We start from the raw sequence: 18,747 nt of genomic DNA on the forward strand, positions 1-18,747 counted from the left end.
GGCCGGACCCGCCGCCTGCCTAAAGGCCAGCCTTCGTAAGCGTGGATTGCCGGAACCCACCTTTTTACAGTAAGGACGTGCCCGAAGGACAGCGGCCATCCAGCCTCCACAAATCCCCGCCACCTTTAAATCTTGCGTTTGACGTCAATGACATTCGACAAGCAGCCTATTTTTTTCAGGACCTTGCTTAATTGGTCGGTGTTCTTGATTTGGATGGTCAGGTTGAGTAGGGCGGAAAAATCGGCTTGGGTTTCCATCGCCGCATTGGCAATATAGATCTTCTCTTCGGCCAAAAGCTGGGACACTTCATTCAGCAGGTGTTGGGTGCTAAAGGCCTTTATGACGATCGGCACGAAATGGCTGCTGGTTTGTTTCCCCCATGCCACGCCAATCAAACGGCTTTGTTTTTCATGCCCCATATTAATGATGTTAGGGCAGTTTTTGTTATGGACGATGATGCCTTTTTTCAAGGAAATGAAACCGATGATGTCATCGCCGGGGACAGGGCTACAGCAGCTGGCGAATGTGGTCTTGATTTGGTTGATGCCATCCACGGACACTTCCGTCTTGTCCGCCGGTTTTGCCGCCGTTTTTTTCACTTTCGCCGTTTCCAGCTCAGGAATTTTGAAAAATGCGGCAAGTTGGCGGGTATTGATGTCACCCCGGCCAATGAACTCCAGCAATTGGTCGGTATTGGGTTGGTGGAAATACTTGGCAAGCTCGGTCAAATTGGGCGTTTTGATGCCCAGCCGTAGGCTTTCCTTATCGAGTATGGATTTTCCGGCGGCAATATTTTGCGTTTCTTGCTGGTTTTTAAACCAGCTTTTGACTTTGCTGATGGCGTTGGATGATTTTAGGTAGCCCAGGTTAGGGTCTATCCAATTGCGGTTCGGCCCGCCTTCCTTGACGGTGAGGATTTCCACTTGCTCGCCAGATTTCAGGATATAGGTCAAGGGGGCGATACGCCCGTTGACTTTCGCGCCACGGCAACGGTGGCCTATTTCACTGTGTATCGCATAGGCGAAATCCAGCGGCGTGGAACCTTTCACCAAATCAATGAGCTTGCCTTTGGGTGTCAGCACATAGACGCGGTCATGGAACAGCTCATTACGGAAGTGTTCGCTCAGGGTTTCGTCGTCGTCTTTTTCCTCCAGCAATTTGCGCAACGAACTGATGCTTTTTTCGACGGCCGCGTCATGTTTGCCGCCTTCTTTATATGACCAATGCGCGGCAACGCCAAATTCGGCAAAATCGTGCATTTCTTGGGTGCGGATCTGCACTTCGATGCGCTTTCCGTCAGGGTCGATGATGACCGTATGCAAGGATTGGTAGCCGTTTTCCTTGGGGTTGGCGATGTAGTCGTCAAATTCTTTGGGGATGGTCTGCCACAGGCTATGGACGATGCCCAAGGTGGTGTAGCAAGCGCCCAGGTTATCGACAATCACGCGTACCGCCAAAAGGTCATAGAGCTCTTCTATGCCCAGTTGCTTGCGCTGCATTTTTTTCCAGATGCTGTAAATATGCTTGGGGCGGCCATAAATCGTCGCGCTGATGTTTTCGGCGGCGAGCGTCTTTTTTAGCAGCTCGATAAAGCGTTTGATGCAGTCTTCCCGTTCCGTGCGTTTGTCGTTCAGCGATTTGGCAATATGCAGATAGGATTGTGGCTTGAGATAACGGAAGGCCATATCCTCCAGCTCCCATTTGAGCTGGTGTATGCCCATACGGTTGGCAATAGGGGCATAAATGTCCAAGGTTTCTTGGGCGATGAAACGGCGCATTTCGTAAGATTCTTTAGGCAACACGCCCAAGCGTTTGATCCGGTAAGCCAGCTTGATCAGCACCGCCCGCACATCTTGGGTCATCGACAATAGCATCCGGCGCAGGATTTCCGACTGGTTGGGCTGGTCGGTCATGTCCAACGAATAAATGGCGATGGTGTTGAGCCAGTTGACATCTTTGACCAGCGCCTCCACGGTTTCGCCAAACTGTTCTTTGATGTGTGGCAACAGTTTGAGCGGGGTCAGGCGCGGGTCGCTCAGGATCGCGGCCAGGATGGTGTTTAAATCGACATGGAAATCCATGAGGATGGTCGCCACTTCATAGCCTTTAGGGCGGTAATAACGCGGGTCATCGACAAGTTGCCCCACTATCGCCATGGCCTTGTCAATTTGTAGGCGGTCTGGTTCGGAAAAGTTGCCGGATAGGAGTTTTTCGGGGGTGAAATTTTTTTTCATCAGATGCTGGTCACCGATTGATAAACCTTGGGGTAAATGCCTGTTGCCGTTTCTATTGCCGTCAGGTCTGGCGGGCTTCTAAAACCTGCCTGAGGGCGTTTGGGTTTACAGATAAGCTATAAACATGCCACCCATTTCGCTTGGGCTAGGGTAACCGGACCTAACCGCTTTCATTAAGCAACCGTACAATGCCATAATAGCCGGGTTTTTCGATGCCCCAACAAACTGTAGGAAGACCGACTATGAGTTCCATTTACGGTTGGCTATCCGCCACCGAGACGCCCGCTTCGGCCCGGCTGGTTGATGCCCAACGTGACGCCACCCGTGGCCTGATGGCGGGTTCGCCACAGGTTGCCCGCCATTATAAAGCCGCTGGCCTGGGCGGTCATGGCCTAATTGCCGCACCGGGCATTTATCAGGATGGTGCGTTGTTGGTGATTGTTGACGGGTCACCGCAATGGCAAGACCCGGTTTTGGCTACTATGGCACAATCCCATGGCGATGCCTATGCCCTTGCGCAAGGTTTTCTAAGGCAAGGCCGCAAGGTGCTGGGGCAAATGGCTGGCGCGTTTGCCGTTGGTGTGCTGCAGGCCGACCAGCATTACGCATTGCTGGCGGTGGATAGGATGGGTCTACGGCCGCTCGCTTTTTACCGGCAAGACAATTTGTTGGTTTTTGGTAGCCAACTGGAGCAATTGTTGGCCCATCCTGATGTGCGGCCGGAAATCTCCCGGCAGTCCCTCTTCGATTATTTGTATTTCCACATGGTCCCTAGCCCTGGCAGCATCTATGAAGGGATAACAAAACTACAGCCCGGCGAATTTTTGGAAGTCGGCCACAACCAAGCCACTAACGGCTATTATTGGCAAAGGCGTTATCAGGACAGCACCGCCAGTCAGCAAGATTTGCTCGCCCAGCTTCATGGCGAACTGGAACAGGCAACAAAACAGTGCGCCCCCGACCCAAAAACCGGCGCGTTTTTAAGTGGTGGTTTGGATAGCAGCACCGTGGTCGGCGTGTTCCAAAAATTGTCCGCGCAACCTGTTGACACGTTTAGCATCGGCTTTGCCGCCGAGGGCTATGACGAAATGGACTACGCCCGCATCACCGCCAGGCATTTTAACGCCAACTTGCATGAGTATTATGTCACGCCCGCCGATGTCCTGGACGCGATCCCCTTGCTTGCGCAAACGTACGATGAACCGTTTGGCAATGCCTCGGCCGTGCCCGCTTATTACTGTGCAAAACTCGCCCGCGAACACGGCATGACCCGGTTATTGGCTGGCGATGGCGGCGACGAGATTTTTGCGGGCAACGCCCGTTATGCCAAACAAAAAATTTTCGACCTGTACCGGCATGTGCCGGGGTTCGCCAAAGCCATGCTGGAGCCGGTAGCGGCTAGCTTACCGCCGTTACGTAAGGTGAAAAGCTATATCGAACAGGCCAAAATCCCCATGCCACAACGTTTGGAAACGTATAACTTTCTGCACAGGGCCCCTCTGGAGGATATTTTTGCGCAAGACTTTCTGTCCCAGATTGACAGCGGGGCTCCCCTGGCCCAATTGCAAGCCACATACCAGCGCACCGGGGGCGATGATCTGGTCAAAAAAATGCTGTTTTTGGATAACAAATTCACGCTTGCCGATAATGATTTAAGGAAAGTCAACCGGATGTGCGATCTGGCGGGGGTCACGGTGCAATACCCTATGTTGCAGGAAAACCTAGTGGCTTTTGCCGCTTCAGTCCCTTCAAAATGGCTGATGCAAGGGTTTGAATTACGCTCTTTTTACCGTCAGGCGATGCAAGGTTTTTTGGCGAAAGAAACCTTGGCAAAAAGCAAACAGGGTTTTGGCTTGCCTTTCGGGGTCTGGATGGGCGCCGATAAAAACCTAAAAGAATTCGCCGAGGCGAATTTGCAAGGTGTGGCTAAGCGGGGTTTTTTGAATCCTGCTTACATTAAAAACCTTATCCATCTGCACCAGGATAGCCACGCCTCTTATTATGGCGTTATGATTTGGTTGTTGGTTATGTTGGAACAGTGGTTGTTGGTGCATTGAAAATGAAACGGCGCAGAGGATGGGTGATAAGTGGGTGAGAAGAACGTTTTATTGATCATTGAAGATGACCATGGTTTGCAAACCCAATTAAAATGGGGGTTTGAACGTTACCAGACGGTCATTGCCGGCAACAGGAATGACGCGATAGTGGCGTTAAGGCGTTTTATGCCCGCAGTCATCACTCTGGATCTGGGGTTGCCGCCCGATCCTGCCAATGCCAGCGAGGGCCTTGCAACCTTGAAGGAAATCCTGCAATTGGCGCCTGCCAGTAAGGTGATTGTCGTGACCGGAAATGATGACCGCGACAATGCCGTCAGGGCGGTTGCCATGGGGGCGTATGATTTTTATCAGAAACCGATTGATTTGGATATTTTAAACCTGATTGTTGAGCGGGCTTTCCAGTTTGCCAGCTTGCAGAAAGCGTATGCCCAACTGCAGCATAAATCGCAGGAGCCTTTGGAGGGCATTATCGCTTCCTGCAAGAAGATGCAGGATTTGACGCGTATGGTGGAAAAAGTCGCCCCCACCAATGCGACAACCTTGCTGTTAGGTGAAAGCGGCACCGGCAAGGAGGTGCTCGCCAGGGCTATCCACGGCCTAAGCCACCGTGCAAGCAAGCCGTTTGTTGCCGTAAACTGTGCGGCGATCCCGGAAAACTTATTGGAAAGCGAGTTGTTCGGCTATGAAAAGGGCGCGTTTACCGGAGCCGCCCAACAAACCAAGGGCAAGATCGAATACGCCGATAAAGGCACGTTCTTTCTTGATGAGATTGGCGATTTGCCCGTTGGTTTGCAGTCGAAATTATTGCGCTTTCTTCAGGAACGGAGCATAGAACGCATCGGCGGGCGCAAGGAAATTCCCGTTGATGTCCGTATCATTTGCGCAACCCATCAAAACTTGCAGGCCTTGATCGACGAAGGCCGGTTCAGAAGCGATTTGTACTATCGCGTCAGCGAAATCACGCTGAGTATCCCGCCCTTGCGGGAGCGTGATGGGGATGCGATAACCATTGCCAATGTCTTGTTGAAACGCTTCAGCGAGGCCAATAATAAAATCCTGAAAGGCTTTAGCCCGGAGGCCGTGCAGGCGATAGAAAACTACCCGTGGCCCGGCAATATCCGCGAGCTGGAAAATAAAATCAAACGGGCCGTGATCATGGCGGACGATGCCGTCATTGATTTTGATGACCTTGAATTAGGTGAACTTGGCGATGAAACCATGCCGTTTAATCTTAAAGCGGTCCGGGAAGCTGCCGAGACCACGGCTATCAAGAGGGCATTGGCCATCTCCCATAACAATATTTCTAATGCGGCAAAGCTTTTAGGTGTGACCCGCCCTACGTTGTACACCCTGTTTGAAAAGTATGGGATTAAGGTTAGCGATTAAAATTGGCCATGAGTATGGAAAAGCACCCGCATCAACTGATGCCAGTAAGGTGTAGTTGGCATATAATGCCGCGTTTATCTTTATCCCACTAGGAAGTTACTATGAAAAAAATTGCTTTATTAAGTTTATCCGCCATGTTCATGTTTACAGCGGTTGCCTATGCCCATGGCCCTGTCCGCCAAAAAGCTGAAGAAGAGGTGACCATCAACGCGCCCGCGGAAAAAGTATGGGGCATCATTAAAAACTACGACGATATGTCTTGGTTGCCAGGTGTCAAAAGCACCACCGCCGATAAAGGCAACAATAAAGGCTCAATCCGTGTTTTGACTTTGAAAGATGGCGGAACCATCACCGAAGAGCTGAAAAAATATGACGATAAGAAAATGACTTATGCGTACAAAATCACCGATATGAGCGTTGCGAAAACGATCACCCATTCAGGGGCGGAAGAAAAAGTGCCGGTATTGCCGGTAGACAACTATGCGGCCAGCATTGAAGTCGAAGATAAAGGCGGTTCTGCCTTGGTGTCTTGGAAAGCCGGCTATTACCGTGCCTATATGAACAACAATCCCCCAGAAGAAATGAACGAAGAAGCGGCCAACACGGCAGTCACGGCCATTTTGAAAGGCGGTTTGGCGAACCTGAAAACCTTGGCTGAGAAATAAGGTTTATTTCAGTGCCGATTAAACTTTTTAAGGCGGTGGCCTGCGCCACCGCTTTTTTTACATCCGCGCTGCTTGCCGCACCGTTGGCTTATGTCAGCAACCAATTAAGCGGCAGTGTTTCCATTATTGACACCGGGCTTGGCGAAGTTGCGGCAACCGTTACCGTGCCCGGTAAACCTGCGGGTGTCGCCCTTGCCCCTGATGGCAAACATTGTTATGTCAGCACCCCGGAAACGCATGGGTTCGCGGTGATTGATACCCAAACGCGCACTTTGGTCGCCCAAGTCAAGGTCAGTGACGGGGCTTTAGGGATTGCCGCTAGCCCTGATGGCCGACGCATCTATGTGGCCGATTGGTATAACAACACGGTTGCCGTCGTCGATGCCGGAAATTATCAAGTCCTGCAGACCATTGCCGTGGGGCAATCGCCATCGGGTTTGGCCGTAAGCCCCGATAACCGTTGGCTGTATGTGGCTAACCGGCTGGGCAATTCAGTTAGCAAGATTGACCTCAAAAATTGGACGGTCAAGCAAACCACGCCAGTTGGCAGCCATCCGTTTGGTTTGACGGTGGATAGCCGGGGCGAGAGGGTGTATGTCGCTAATGTGCAAAGCGATGATGTCACTGTCCTTGACACAAAATTGATGCAGGCACTGGCTACGGTCAAGGTCGGTATGCTGCCTTATGCCGTGGCTTTAGCCCTCAACGATAGCCGCTTGTTGGTGACTAACCAGGATGACAATTCGGTTTCGGTGATTGATACGGAAACCTTAAAAGCTATAGGCCTGATTGGTGTCGGTGAAAAGCCTGAGGGTATCAGCACGCATCCTGATGACCGCCATGTTTATGTCGCCAATTGGTTCGACAGCAATGTTTCGGTGCTTGATGCCAAAACCCTGCGGGTTATCAAGACCATTAAGACAGGCGAGGGCAGCCGTGCCTTTGGGCAGTTTATCAGCAAATAATATCAGTGTGTTGCACTGATATGATAGACTTCAAATTATTTGTTAATGGTTGGGGAAGAAATGGCTGAAACAGTAGATGAATTGACGGTTAGTTATCAGGATGGCGGTATTGAAACCGTTAAGGAACTGGATAAAAAAGTCCTGACCAAAGGCGCTTGGGCAACCGTGATGTATCGCTACCAGGATTGGAACCGTGCCAAGGAAGAATACGGGCCGGATAAATATACGATCCGCCGTTACCAAAAACGCAATGGCGAATATCAGCAAAAGTCCAAATTCAATATTTCTAGCAAAGACCAGGCAAAAAGCATTATTGCCGCGTTGGAAGAATGGATGGATAAGGATTAGAGACTGTGAAAGTATTGCAAAATGCTCTAAGAATTAATGATTGTCCACAAAAAACACGAAACATACGAAACAATTAAATAATAGATTTCAATAACTTATATTTAATCTAGTTTTACACTTTCGTGTTTTTTCATGATTTTCGTGGACATAAAATAATTTTTTCACAGTCTCATTAGCCAATTGCTTGACACAGATAACGTCCCTTGAAGGGAGGTTATCTGTGATGCCCCAAGTAGGTTGTTTTATTTGCCAGCCGCCGTCGCCCCAGGCACTTCAATTAAACGGCCAGATTTCACATCGTAAATGTAGCCATAGACAGGAATGTCCGAAGGCACTAAAGGATGGGATTTGATACGCACAACATCTTCCAGCACGCTTTGCGCTTGGTCTTTAATAGTCAACCAATCAATATATTTGCCTTCGGCGGAGCCTGGGCCTTCACAGCAATCATGCCAACCATGTTCATCAATGGAGGCGGTTTTTAGGCTAGACGCCAGCAAATCGCGCATGATGTCATCGGTGAAGGTTTCCATGCCGCAATCGGTATGATGGATAACAAACCATTCGCGGGTGCCCAGCAGTTTGTAAGAAATGACCAGTGAGCGTATGGCGTCATCACTGGCCCGGCCGCCCGCATTGCGGATGACATGGGCATCGCCTTCTGACAAGCCCGCATATTTGGCAGGATCGAGGCGGGCATCCATACAGGTCAGGATAGCAAAATGCCGCCCTGGAGGCATAGGCAGGTCACCTTTGTCAAAACTGGCGGCATATTCCCGGTTAGCCATCAATACTTCATTCAAAACTTTGTTCATGGTTCTTCCTCATGGTCTGGTTATTTATTATTATGGGTTATAAAGTGGCCGCTTATCTCTTTAGTGTTGTTTATAGTTCCAATTAAATAAGCAAGGATTAATGTACCATAAAAAACGCCCTTGAAAATGGCCCGGAATAAAAACGGCTTTTTAAACGGCTTGCTAACAAAACATCATGCAGACACTTCCCATAACCCTTTACACGACCAAACAAATCCAGGAACTTGAAGACCGGGCGATATACCAGTGCGGTATTTCGGGATTTGAATTAATGGGCAAAGCCGGGTACGAAGTTTTCAAACGCCTGCAAGACAAATGGCGGGATTCCAAATATATCGCCGTTTTTTGTGGTTCCGGCAATAATGCCGGCGATGGTTATATCGTCGCCTGCTTGGCTTTGTCCGAAGGTTTTAATGTCCACGTTTATACGATGGTGAATCCTGAAGGCCTCAAGGGTGATGCTTTGAAGGCCTACCAGAAGTACATCGCCATGAACGGTACGGTCATGCCGTTTAATGTTGGCTTATCAGTGCGGGCGGATGTCATCGTCGATGCCTTGTTTGGCACAGGCTTGGACAGGCCGGTGTTGGGGGATTATTTAAGCGCCATTAGGATCATCAACAAGAGCCAAGCGAACGTAATTTCTGTAGACATACCCTCAGGGCTGAATGCCGATACCGGCAGGGTGATGGGCGAAGCGGTCAAAGCAAACTGCACCGTGACTTTTATAGCCCTTAAGCAAGGTTTGTTTACAGGGGACGCCGCCGATTATTGCGGTGAAATATTTTATTCGGCGCTGACCGTGCCTGCTGATATTTTTCAGGAAGTGCCGTCAACCGTTTACCGTGTCATGCCCAGGCATTTTCCCCGCCGCAAGCGTGGCATGCATAAAGGTGACAATGGCCATGTCCTGATAATCGGGGGGGAGCTGGGTTTTTCTGGGGCGGTGATGTTGGCCGGTGAGGCGGCGTTACGGGTAGGTGCGGGGTTGGTCAGTGTGGCCACCCGCAGGGCGCATACGGGCCTGATGACCGTCAACCGGCCTGAGCTGATGTGCCATGGGGTGGACAATTCCGACCAGCTTACCGTATTGCTGGAAAAAGCCAATGTGATTGTCATTGGCCCGGGCTTAGGGCAAAGCGATTGGGCAAAGGATTTGTTGCTGGCGGTTATTGATTCCAGAAAATTGTCGATTATTGATGCGGACGCCTTGAATATTCTGTCAAAAATACCCGCCGCGCATAATAACTTGGTGCTGTCCCCTTATAGGAGCATCTTGACCCCGCATGTCGGGGAGGCCGCCCGTTTAATGAGCCTGTCCACTACGAAAATACAGCAAGACCGGTTTGCAGTGGTCAAATTGATCCAGAAAAAATACGGCGGGATTGCCATCCTTAAAGGCTCCGGGACGTTAATCGCCTCGGAAGAGGATATCGCCGTTTCCGGCACTGGCAACCCGGGCATGGCGTCAGGCGGTATGGGGGATGCGCTTTCCGGGGTGATAGCGGGTTTGCTGGCGCAAGGCTTTCCGCTAAAAGATGCCGCCCAACAAGGCGTTTATATCCATGGGCAGGCGGCCGACCTTGCTGTGGAACAGGACGGCGAACGGGGCTTGTTGGCGAGTGACCTGATGCCTTATTTAAGGCGTTTGGTCAATCAATGATGCAGCGTTTTTTACCCGACACCGAAGCGACGGAACAATTCGGCGCTGAATTATGGCCGTTATTGCCCTGCCCATCCCTGGTTTTTTTGTATGGTGATCTGGGTGCGGGCAAGACCACGTTAGTGAGGGCCTATCTTCGTGCCAGTGGCTTTGCCGGTGCGGTCAAAAGCCCTACTTATACGTTGGTTGAGGAATACACTATCAATGGCCGGAAAGTATTCCATTTTGATTTATACCGTCTTGCCGAACCGGAAGAATTGGAATGGATAGGCATACGTGATTATCTTTCTCAGGATAGCGTTTGTTTTATTGAATGGCCGGACAAGGGGGAGGGTTTTTTACCGGCGCCTGATTTCACCATTTCCTTAAGCGCCGAAGGTGGCGGGCGGCGGCTGGCCCTAGAGCCTGAGGTAAATAGATAAAAATTTACCGGCTTATATATACATAAAGGGCTACTCATATATAATCTCAATTCGGATATTATTTTTTCGGCCTTGTCTATGAAAAATTACCATAAAAAATTGTGCATACTGGCCTTGCAGTGTTTTTCTGCCGTTGCTTTTGCAGAGCAAATTCAAATTAATTCATTGGCTTATGATAAGCAACAAGGGCGGCTGTCATTTGCTGTCACGGCTTCCCCAAAGCACCGGGTTTTTGTCATGGAAAACCCATCGCGGTTGGTTATAGACATTAAGGATGCCAGTTTAACAGGGGCCTTGCGCCAACCGCCCTCCACGCATCCTTTATTTGCCAAGCTCAGGTTGGCCACCCAAAATGCCGCAGGTTTAAGGTTGGTGATGGATTTGAAAAAACCGGTCAGCCCTGAAAAATTCACATTAATGTCCAATAATAGTGACGAACACCGTTTGGTTGTCGGCCTTACCAGCAAAACCACTCCGGTAGGGCCCATTAAAAACGCATCATTGCAAACGGCAAAAAAAGCCAACACAACCAAACCGCCTGAATTGAAAGCCGTCGCCAACAAAGGCCGCGACATTATCATTGCCATTGATGCGGGACATGGCGGTAACGACCCCGGTGCACACGGCCCGCGTGGCACGGAAGAAAAAATCGTCACGTTTGCCATTGCGCAAAAGCTTGCCGCATTAGTCAATGCCCAGCCTGGCATGCGGGCGGTGATGATCCGTAAAGACGATTATTACGTGGGCCTGCGTGACCGGATGCAAATTGCCCGGGCTGCAAAAGCGGATTTGTTCATTTCCATACACGCTGATGCCTTTAATGACACGTCAGTACGGGGGGCTTCGGTTTTTACCTTATCGACTAAGGGTGCATCTAGCGAGGCGATCCGTTGGCTGGAAAAATCGGAAAATGCAGCGGAATTGGTGGGCGGTGTCAATTTGAGCGACAAAGAAGATATGCTGGCTTCGGTGCTGTTGGATCTGTCACAATCCGCCACATTGTCAGCAAGCCAACAAGTGGCGGACAGTGTCCTAAAACATTTTGACGGCATTAGCCAATTGCACCGTGATTCTGTACAAAAAGCGGGGTTTATTGTGTTGAAGTCCCCGGATATCCCTTCCATTTTGGTGGAAACCGCTTTCATCTCCAATCCCTTGGAAGAACAAAACTTGCTCAGCACACGTTACCAGACACAAATGGCCAAGGCCATATTCAAAGGCGTCTATCACTACTTTAAAGAATCCGCACCTGTGGATAGCCGCATGGCGGCACTCTAAGCATGGGTAGTGGTTATCAGGCAACTGCTAGGCTTGGGGCCGTCATTTTGCATGGATTGCCCGTGGTTAGGCCGCGGAGCATCCAGCAGGCAGGGCGTAAGCTTTTCCAGGGACAGTTTCTATCAATCACTACCTAATCATCATTGGTTTGCCTGTTATAGCCCGGCAAACTTTTTCCTCAAAAAATTTACAACCTGCATCTCGGCATTTATATCCGTTTTTAAATCCTGTGAGTCGTTGTGAATGCCCTTCAAAAATCGGCCAATAATGCACAGGGTGCATAGCTTTCCGGCAAAATGGCTGTAACCCTAGTTTAATTTTAATGCGTATACATTCCCTCCCCACCCAACTGGTTAACCAAATTGCCGCAGGCGAGGTGGTTGAAAGGCCGTCATCCGTGGTCAAAGAACTGGTTGAAAACAGCTTTGATGCCGGGGCGACCCACGTCCATATCGACATAGAGCAAGGCGGTATGCGCCTGATTAAAATCCGCGATGACGGTTGCGGGATTGTCAAAGAGGATTTGCCATTGGCGTTGTCGCGCCACGCCACCAGCAAAATCGCCACCTTAGAAGATTTGGAACAAGTCGCCAGCATGGGCTTTCGCGGCGAGGCGCTTCCTAGCATCAGTTCCGTATCCCGATTGACGCTGGTTTCCAGGATCCCCGGCTCGGATTGTGCCTGGCGTGTCAATGCCGATGGTTCAGAAGCAAACTATACCCCACAACCTGACCCACACCCGCCAGGCACGACAATCGAAGTGCGTGATTTGTTTTACAACACCCCCGCCAGGCGCAAGTTTTTAAAAACCGAAAAAACCGAATTCACGCACATCGAAACCCTATTGCAGCGTATGGCCTTAAGCCGCTTCGACATCGGCTTCACCTTGCAACACAACCAAAAAGAAATTTTCAAACTAAGGCCCGCGCAAAACGAGGCGCAACAATTGCAACGCATTGCCGCTATCTGCGGCAGCGCCTTTGTCGATAACGCCGTAAAAATTGATATGGCCGCCTCCGGTTTGCAATTGACGGGCTGGGTGGGTTTGCCGACGTTTTCGCGCAGCCAGCAGGACATGCAATTTTTCTATGTCAACAACCGTTTGGTTAAGGACAAACTGGTCGCCCATGCTGTCAGGCAAGCCTACCAGGATGTGCTGTTCCACGGCCGGCATCCGGTGTTTGTCCTGTATTTGGCGCTAGACCCGACCTTGGTCGATGTCAATGCCCATCCGGCAAAACTGGAAGTCCGTTTTAGGGAAGGGCGGTTGGTGCATGATTTCCTGTTCAGTGCCTTGCACCGCAGTTTGGCAAATTTACGCCCGGGATTCCAAGAAATTGCCGCCACCCGGCTGGATTTGCCAACAGCTGCAACCGCAACGGCGGAACCTACCCCCGCACCCAATGCGTACCCATTTAGGCCACCCCAGCAAGGCACCGTGCCGTTGCAAGTCGAAGAACAAATCCGCCAATATGCCAAACTTGCGCCTGAGACTTTGGTGGCTGTCCACGCGGATACTGGAGCATCAACGGATTACCCTCCGCTAGGCTATGCCATCGCCCATTTGCACAATATTTTTATCCTTGCCGAAACCCGCACGGGCATTATTTTGGTTGACGCCCATGCCGCGCACGAACGGGTCACTTACGAACGCCTGAAGCAACAATACCAGCAAGGCACGGTTGTCAGCCAACCGTTGCTGTTGCCGATCAAAATCACCGTCAGCCCTGCCGAAGCGGAATTGGCGGAGCATTCACAGGCGGTATTCACCGCCTTGGGTTTTGAACTGGACAGGTTCGGCCCGGAAACCTTGGTGTTGCGTTCAGTCCCCGCCTTATTGCGCAACACCGATGTGGAAACCTTGCTGCGTGATGTGTTGGCGGATGTCTCCGAACACGGCATGAGCCAGCGGGTGCAGGAACATATCCAGGAATTGTTGGCGACCATGGCCTGCCATGGCTCCATCCGCGCCCAACGCCGCTTGACTATTGATGAAATGAACGCCTTATTGCGGGATATGGAAAAAACCGAACGCAGCGGGCAATGTAACCATGGCCGCCCGACATGGATTGCGTTATCCACAGGTGATCTGGACAGGTTCTTTTTGCGTGGGCAGTAGTGGTTCTGGATGTAGGTTTTCCAGGGCGTGGATTGGCGGCTTGTTAGCTAGAAAGCTGCCGCCATAAGCAATTTCAATGCGGTTAGGTGTCCGGCATATCTAATACCTGCCGCCTTGCCTTGTGCCGCCTAATTGAACCTCTTACGACGCTTTTAAAACACGATCTAAGTCGGTTTCAGGTTTTTTCATATTTTTGGGCTAACATTAGGTACAGCATTTTATGAATCCAAATCCCCCCGCCATTTTCTTGATGGGGCCAACCGCGTCGGGCAAAACCGCCTTAGCCGTGCAATTGGCCCGACAACTTAATGGTGAGATCATCAGCGTCGATTCCGCATTAGTTTTCAAAGGCATGGACATAGGCACCGCGAAGCCGGCCGTAGCTGAACGCGGCGGCATCCCGCATCACCTTATCGACATCCTAGACCCGTCCGAAGCGTTCTCGACGGGGCAATTCCGCACCCTAGCTTTGGCGATCATGGCGGATATTACCCGGCGCGGAAAATTGCCGATATTGGTCGGTGGCACGATGTTGTATTTTAATGCCTTAAGCAAGGGCTTGGCGCAATTGCCGGAAGCCGACCTTGCTATCAGGGCGCGGCTAGACCAGGAATTGGCGGAATTTGGCAATGAAATGCTGCATCAACGCTTGGCGGCGGTAGACCCGAAAGCCGCCGCCAGAATCCACCCTAATGACCCGCAACGGGTGCAACGGGCGTTGGAAGTGTATGAGCTGAGCGGCCAACCGTTATCGGATTTGTTTGCTGATACCCCGCAAATTTTGCCATACCATGTCAGTAAATTGATAGTCGCCCCCTCAGACCGCGCTATTTTGCACACAAAAATTGCCCAACGTTTCCGGCAAATGTTGGCCCAGGGTTTTCTGGAAGAAGTCCAGGCACTATACTTGCGGGGTGACTTGGATGGGACGCTACCGGCCATCCGTGCCGTGGGTTACCGGCAAGCATGGGAGTATCTGCAAGGCCAAACAGATTTGGCAACCATGACTGAAAAAGCCATAGCCGCAACACGGCAATTGGCGAAACGGCAATTTACCTGGCTACGGAAAGAGACCGAAGCCTTGCAGTTTGAATCGGGTGACCCGGAATTATTGGCCAAAGCATTGGCGGGTATTGCACACCGTCTTAATCAGGATTAATTGCGCTTGTGCATTACGGGCATCGAAAATGGTTGCGCCGGCCAAGCGGGCGGAACACTTTAGCGGTGTAGGGGCTAAATATTTGCTACACTGGCTTTGCTGGCGAGGCGTGGTCAACTGGATTATCCGTGGAAATGCCGCCCAATGCCTGCGCAGGGACATTTTCAAGATTTAACGGTGATATAAGCCTAAAGATACTATGAAAACCATCCGTTCATTAACCACAATGCTCCTTTTTTGGGTTGCCATTACCGCGTTTGCTAAAGATTCCTATCCGGATTTTACCGTCACGGGATTTGGCACACTGGGCGCCAGCGGCACGGACACTAGCCAGCTCAGTTTTCGGGGCACCACTAAAGAAACGCCGGGCGTGACGGATAGCTGGGGCTTTGACAGCGATTCCCGCTTGGGGCTGCAGCTAGATGCGGCCATCAACAGCTCATGGCACGCGACGGTGCAATGGGTTGCGCGAAATACGACGGGTGATTTTTTAGAGCAAAACCTGGAGTGGGCTTTTCTACGTTGGCGGCCTGCGGATAACCTGGACATCCGGGCAGGGCGCTTGGGTTTCGATACTTTTATGCTGTCGGAATACCGTAACGTCGGATATGCCTATTTATGGATGCGCCCCCCCCATGAATTTTACGGGGGGTTGCCCATCTACCATTTTGATGGCGCGGACATTGCCAAGAAATTCACGGTTGGCGAAGGCATAATGACCATCAAGGCATTCGGTGGCCACAGTTTCATACAAATCCCCATCCCTAACTCTTCTGTCATAGCCGACCGAAGCTTGTCCATTGCCGGCGGCAAATTGGCGTATGAAGTCGGGAACTGGAATGTCCGCATGAGTTACAGCTATTTGCTGAATAACCTTGAACTGGCGCCATTGCAACCAGTATTGGACGGACTTAATAACGCGGCGGTCAACACCGTCTGGCCCAGTGCGCAATCCCTTAGCCAACAAATCTCCACCAAGAATAAGGCCTTCCATTACAGTTCCATCGGCTTGGCTTATGATGACGGTGTCTGGCTGACGCAACTGGAAGCCTCTTATATCGATACAGACCTGATCACCTATCCCAGCGTGGCGAATGGCTATTTCAGCCTGGGCAGGCGCTTTGGAAAACTGACCTTGTACTCGCTGTTCGGCATCTCGGAAACGCTGAATAACCGGGTTAAATTTTCCAATCCTTTGGCGCCTGTCCCGGCGGTGGCTGCGCTACAAAATTCCATTGGCCGCCTATCCAATCTTATAGGCGTGGATGAGAAGTCAATTTCATTAGGCCTACGCTGGGATATCCACGAGCATATCGCCCTTAAGACACAATGGAGCCATTACTGGCTGGGCGACAATGGCACGGCATTATGGCTGGCGCCTGCGTCCGGCCCGACGCCCGACATGGTCAACGTCTGGTCAGTCGGTATGGACTTCGTGTTTTGACATGAAAAAGTTTCTCATCCCCTTCTTTTCGCTCCTTTCGGCCATGGCTATGCCAGTGGCCCAAGCCGATGTGGCGGTCATCGCCCATATTAAAAGCAACTTTAGTAGCCTTACAGCCAAGCAAGTACAAGATATTTTTATGGGCCGCACGCGCATCTTCCCCAATGGCAAATTCGCCCTGCCCATAGACCAATCTTCCCCCCTGCGTGCCGAATTTTACGAAGAACTAACCGGGCGCCCCGTCGAACAGATCAATGCCTACTGGGCGAGAATCATGTTCACCGGTCAAGCCTCGCCGCCGCAACGGCTGCCTGATGATGAGGCGGTATTGCAAACAGTCCGGGAAAATGAAGGCGCCATCGGGTATATCGACAAAACACGCGTGGATGGCACTATCCGCGTCTTGCTATTGGTGCAGCCGTGGAAACCGTGAAAAAACACTACCTTCACCATAAACTGGCGAAGACAGTTTTTTGGGTTGCATTGCTGTTTTCGGCAATCACGTCGGTGCTTTTTTTCATTACCGAACTCAACCGGTCCAATGAAAAGACCCTGGTCATGCTCAACCAACTGCTTGACACGGTGGAGAGCACCGCCGCCATCGCCGCCTATTCCAATAACAGCACTATCGGCGAGGATGTGCTCAAGGGCCTGTTGCGTAATGACATTGTCCATGAGGCCCGTTTGAGCAGTACCCAAGGCCTGCAACTGGCCAAGGCAAAAGACACCGAGGTGCCTTGGCAAGCCGGGGTTGTCCGCACGTTGCACTCGCCTTTTGGCGAGGCGGAAGTGATTGGTAGCCTGGCCATTACCCCTGAAGCGCAATACAACCTTTTGGAAGCCCGGCACAGCGCCTTGCTCAGTGGGCTGAATTCATCTGTGCTGATCGGCCTAACCGCCTTGATCGTGTTGTTGATCGTACGGTCATCCCTCTCGCTTCCATTAATGAAGGTGTCCAATACCTTGCACGCCATCAGGGTGGGGGAGCAGGAGCGTTTGGGGCCATTGCCGCGTAACCACGATGACGAACTGGGACAACTGGTGGAAGACATCAATAGGCTGTTGGAAACATTGCAGGAAAAATTTTCCGCAGAGCATGGGTTACGTGAGGAAATCGAGGTTATTGAGCGCCAGTTGCGCAACATTTTTGAAACGACGAGCGCCGGCATTTTCTTGCTGGATGCCACGGGAAGGTTGTTGACTGTAAACCCGGCCTTGGGGAAGGTCATCGCATTGCCCCATTTATCGCCTAAAGAGTTGCTTGGGCAGAATTTCCCTGAACTGGTTTTCGCCGAGCCGGAACTCATGCGGGAACTCATGGCTATAGCCGCCAGTAGGAACTTGTCAGTCGTTCAGGATTTGCGTTTAAAAAAGCGTGGGGACGTCTCAAATAACTGGGTCCACTGCATACTTTCACGGCAAACGGATGCTTTGCATGGTGTCTGTTTCGAAGGTGTCGTTTACGACATCACCGACCGCATTGTGGCCGAGGCCAGCATCCGGCACGAGGCTGACCATGATTCACTGACGGCTTTGTTCAACAGGCCCGCCGCCGAGCGGCTGCTGGCACAACTAATCGGCACCCGCACAGGTGCAGAAACCCCGCTGGCTTTATTTATGTTAGATTTGGATTTCTTCAAGGAGATCAACGATACCTATGGCCATGATGCGGGCGATTATGTTTTGGTTGAAGTTGCCGCGCGGCTTAAGAATTGTGTGCGTGCCAGCGATATTGCCGCGAGGCTGGGTGGTGATGAGTTCCTGATTATCCTTGTGGATGGTGTGTCCGCCGACTATGCCCGGCAGATTGCCAAGGATATTTGCATTGCGGTCAGTATGCCCATCAGGATCAGCCCTACCGTGGTGGTGCGGCTTGGGGCCAGCATCGGCATAGCTATCAATGGAGGCCAGGAACAGGCCATAGAACAATTGTACAAGGTTGCCGATCAAGCCATGTACGAGGTCAAGCGTCAGGGCAGGCATGGTTTTGCCATGTCCCTGGCAGATGGCAACATTGTGGTCGAAAAAATCCCCATCAATGGATAAGGGGGCGGCCTGCTATTGCCCACCCATTATTGGCAAAAGCGTACGGCTTTTAGGTGAGGTAATGCGATGCCCCTTGTATTCTTAACGTCAGCTAAATGGCTGTAGGATCATTAAACATATAATAAAAACAATGCCATAGGATAAGT

General features: G+C 51.1%; 15 protein-coding genes. 13 read left to right on the forward strand and 2 right to left on the reverse strand.

The genetic code is table 11. The features are described from left to right. Nucleotides 1-125: 125 nt before the first annotated feature. On the reverse strand, nt 126-2,234 hold the full coding sequence (locus tag METMI_RS0113845) for a RelA/SpoT family protein (protein ID WP_019866889.1): 2,109 nt from the start codon (nt 2,232-2,234) through the stop codon (nt 126-128). Between the two features lie 242 nt (nt 2,235-2,476). Here METMI_RS0113845 and METMI_RS0113850 point away from each other — a divergent pair, with 242 nt between their 5' ends. From METMI_RS0113850 to METMI_RS0113870, 5 genes are all read left to right on the forward strand, one after another. Then, nucleotides 2,477-4,291: an asparagine synthetase B family protein gene (locus METMI_RS0113850; protein WP_019866890.1), complete on the forward strand. Its 1,815-nt coding sequence runs from the start codon at nt 2,477-2,479 to the stop codon at nt 4,289-4,291. 30 nt (nt 4,292-4,321) lie between these two features. After that, nucleotides 4,322-5,677 (forward strand): PEP-CTERM-box response regulator transcription factor, encoded by a 1,356-nt coding sequence (gene prsR / locus METMI_RS0113855; protein WP_019866891.1) that lies wholly within the window; start codon nt 4,322-4,324, stop codon nt 5,675-5,677. Between the two features lie 101 nt (nt 5,678-5,778). Next, a complete protein-coding gene (locus METMI_RS0113860) occupies nt 5,779-6,342 on the forward strand; it encodes an SRPBCC family protein (protein ID WP_019866892.1) in 564 nt (187 codons plus the stop codon). 11 nt (nt 6,343-6,353) lie between these two features. Next, complete coding sequence (locus METMI_RS0113865; protein ID WP_019866893.1) at nt 6,354-7,307, forward strand: YVTN family beta-propeller repeat protein; 954 nt, start codon at nt 6,354-6,356, stop codon at nt 7,305-7,307. Between the two features lie 60 nt (nt 7,308-7,367). Further along, entirely contained in the window at nt 7,368-7,655 is a 288-nt protein-coding gene (locus METMI_RS0113870) for a hypothetical protein (RefSeq protein ID WP_019866894.1), read from the forward strand. A 242-nt stretch (nt 7,656-7,897) separates the two neighbouring features. Here METMI_RS0113870 and METMI_RS0113875 read toward each other — a convergent pair whose 3' ends face one another. Then, on the reverse strand, nt 7,898-8,470 hold the full coding sequence (locus tag METMI_RS0113875; RefSeq protein WP_019866895.1) for a beta-class carbonic anhydrase: 573 nt from the start codon (nt 8,468-8,470) through the stop codon (nt 7,898-7,900). Between the two features lie 175 nt (nt 8,471-8,645). On the opposite strand from METMI_RS0113875, the gene METMI_RS0113880 reads away from it, so the two are divergent. From METMI_RS0113880 to METMI_RS0113915, 8 genes are all read left to right on the forward strand, one after another. Further along, a complete protein-coding gene (locus tag METMI_RS0113880; protein WP_019866896.1) occupies nt 8,646-10,133 on the forward strand; it encodes a bifunctional ADP-dependent NAD(P)H-hydrate dehydratase/NAD(P)H-hydrate epimerase in 1,488 nt (495 codons plus the stop codon). After that, nucleotides 10,133-10,555, forward strand: a complete 423-nt coding sequence (gene tsaE, locus METMI_RS0113885) for a tRNA (adenosine(37)-N6)-threonylcarbamoyltransferase complex ATPase subunit type 1 TsaE (protein ID WP_029151703.1) — start codon at nt 10,133-10,135, stop codon at nt 10,553-10,555. The genes METMI_RS0113880 and tsaE overlap by 1 nt, the downstream gene beginning before the upstream one ends. Nucleotides 10,556-10,633: 78 nt before the next feature. Beyond that, nucleotides 10,634-11,833 (forward strand): N-acetylmuramoyl-L-alanine amidase, encoded by a 1,200-nt coding sequence (locus tag METMI_RS0113890; protein ID WP_019866898.1) that lies wholly within the window; start codon nt 10,634-10,636, stop codon nt 11,831-11,833. A gap of 322 nt (nt 11,834-12,155) precedes the next feature. After that, entirely contained in the window at nt 12,156-13,952 is a 1,797-nt protein-coding gene (mutL, locus tag METMI_RS0113895; protein WP_019866899.1) for a DNA mismatch repair endonuclease MutL, read from the forward strand. A gap of 220 nt (nt 13,953-14,172) precedes the next feature. Continuing rightward, the gene (gene miaA / locus METMI_RS0113900; protein ID WP_019866900.1) at nt 14,173-15,111 is read left to right on the forward strand and encodes a tRNA (adenosine(37)-N6)-dimethylallyltransferase MiaA; all 939 of its coding nucleotides are present in this window, start codon (nt 14,173-14,175) and stop codon (nt 15,109-15,111) included. 199 nt (nt 15,112-15,310) lie between these two features. Further along, a complete protein-coding gene (locus METMI_RS0113905) occupies nt 15,311-16,555 on the forward strand; it encodes a hypothetical protein (protein WP_019866901.1) in 1,245 nt (414 codons plus the stop codon). 49 nt (nt 16,556-16,604) lie between these two features. After that, nucleotides 16,605-16,988: a type 2 periplasmic-binding domain-containing protein gene (locus METMI_RS0113910; protein ID WP_019866902.1), complete on the forward strand. Its 384-nt coding sequence runs from the start codon at nt 16,605-16,607 to the stop codon at nt 16,986-16,988. After that, nucleotides 16,985-18,601 (forward strand): sensor domain-containing diguanylate cyclase, encoded by a 1,617-nt coding sequence (locus METMI_RS0113915; protein ID WP_019866903.1) that lies wholly within the window; start codon nt 16,985-16,987, stop codon nt 18,599-18,601. Before METMI_RS0113910 ends, METMI_RS0113915 begins: the two co-directional genes overlap by 4 nt. The last annotated feature ends 146 nt before the right edge of the window (nt 18,602-18,747 follow it).

This window comes from Methylovulum miyakonense HT12, assembly GCF_000384075.1.
GTDB classification, from domain to species: domain Bacteria; phylum Pseudomonadota; class Gammaproteobacteria; order Methylococcales; family Methylomonadaceae; genus Methylovulum; species Methylovulum miyakonense.

Coding starts and splice junctions, on each gene's coding strand:
- METMI_RS0113860 (WP_019866892.1), top strand. CDS start 5,779: ATGAAAAAAATTGCTTTATTAAGTTTATCCGCCATGTTCATGTTTACA.
- METMI_RS0113850 (WP_019866890.1), top strand. CDS start 2,477: ATGAGTTCCATTTACGGTTGGCTATCCGCCACCGAGACGCCCGCTTCG.
- METMI_RS0113875 (WP_019866895.1), bottom strand. CDS start 8,470: ATGAACAAAGTTTTGAATGAAGTATTGATGGCTAACCGGGAATATGCC.
- METMI_RS0113880 (WP_019866896.1), top strand. CDS start 8,646: ATGCAGACACTTCCCATAACCCTTTACACGACCAAACAAATCCAGGAA.
- METMI_RS0113910 (WP_019866902.1), top strand. CDS start 16,605: ATGCCAGTGGCCCAAGCCGATGTGGCGGTCATCGCCCATATTAAAAGC.
- METMI_RS0113905 (WP_019866901.1), top strand. CDS start 15,311: ATGAAAACCATCCGTTCATTAACCACAATGCTCCTTTTTTGGGTTGCC.
- METMI_RS0113845 (WP_019866889.1), bottom strand. CDS start 2,234: ATGAAAAAAAATTTCACCCCCGAAAAACTCCTATCCGGCAACTTTTCC.
- METMI_RS0113890 (WP_019866898.1), top strand. CDS start 10,634: ATGAAAAATTACCATAAAAAATTGTGCATACTGGCCTTGCAGTGTTTT.
- mutL (WP_019866899.1), top strand. CDS start 12,156: ATGCGTATACATTCCCTCCCCACCCAACTGGTTAACCAAATTGCCGCA.
- tsaE (WP_029151703.1), top strand. CDS start 10,133: ATGCAGCGTTTTTTACCCGACACCGAAGCGACGGAACAATTCGGCGCT.
- METMI_RS0113870 (WP_019866894.1), top strand. CDS start 7,368: ATGGCTGAAACAGTAGATGAATTGACGGTTAGTTATCAGGATGGCGGT.
- miaA (WP_019866900.1), top strand. CDS start 14,173: ATGAATCCAAATCCCCCCGCCATTTTCTTGATGGGGCCAACCGCGTCG.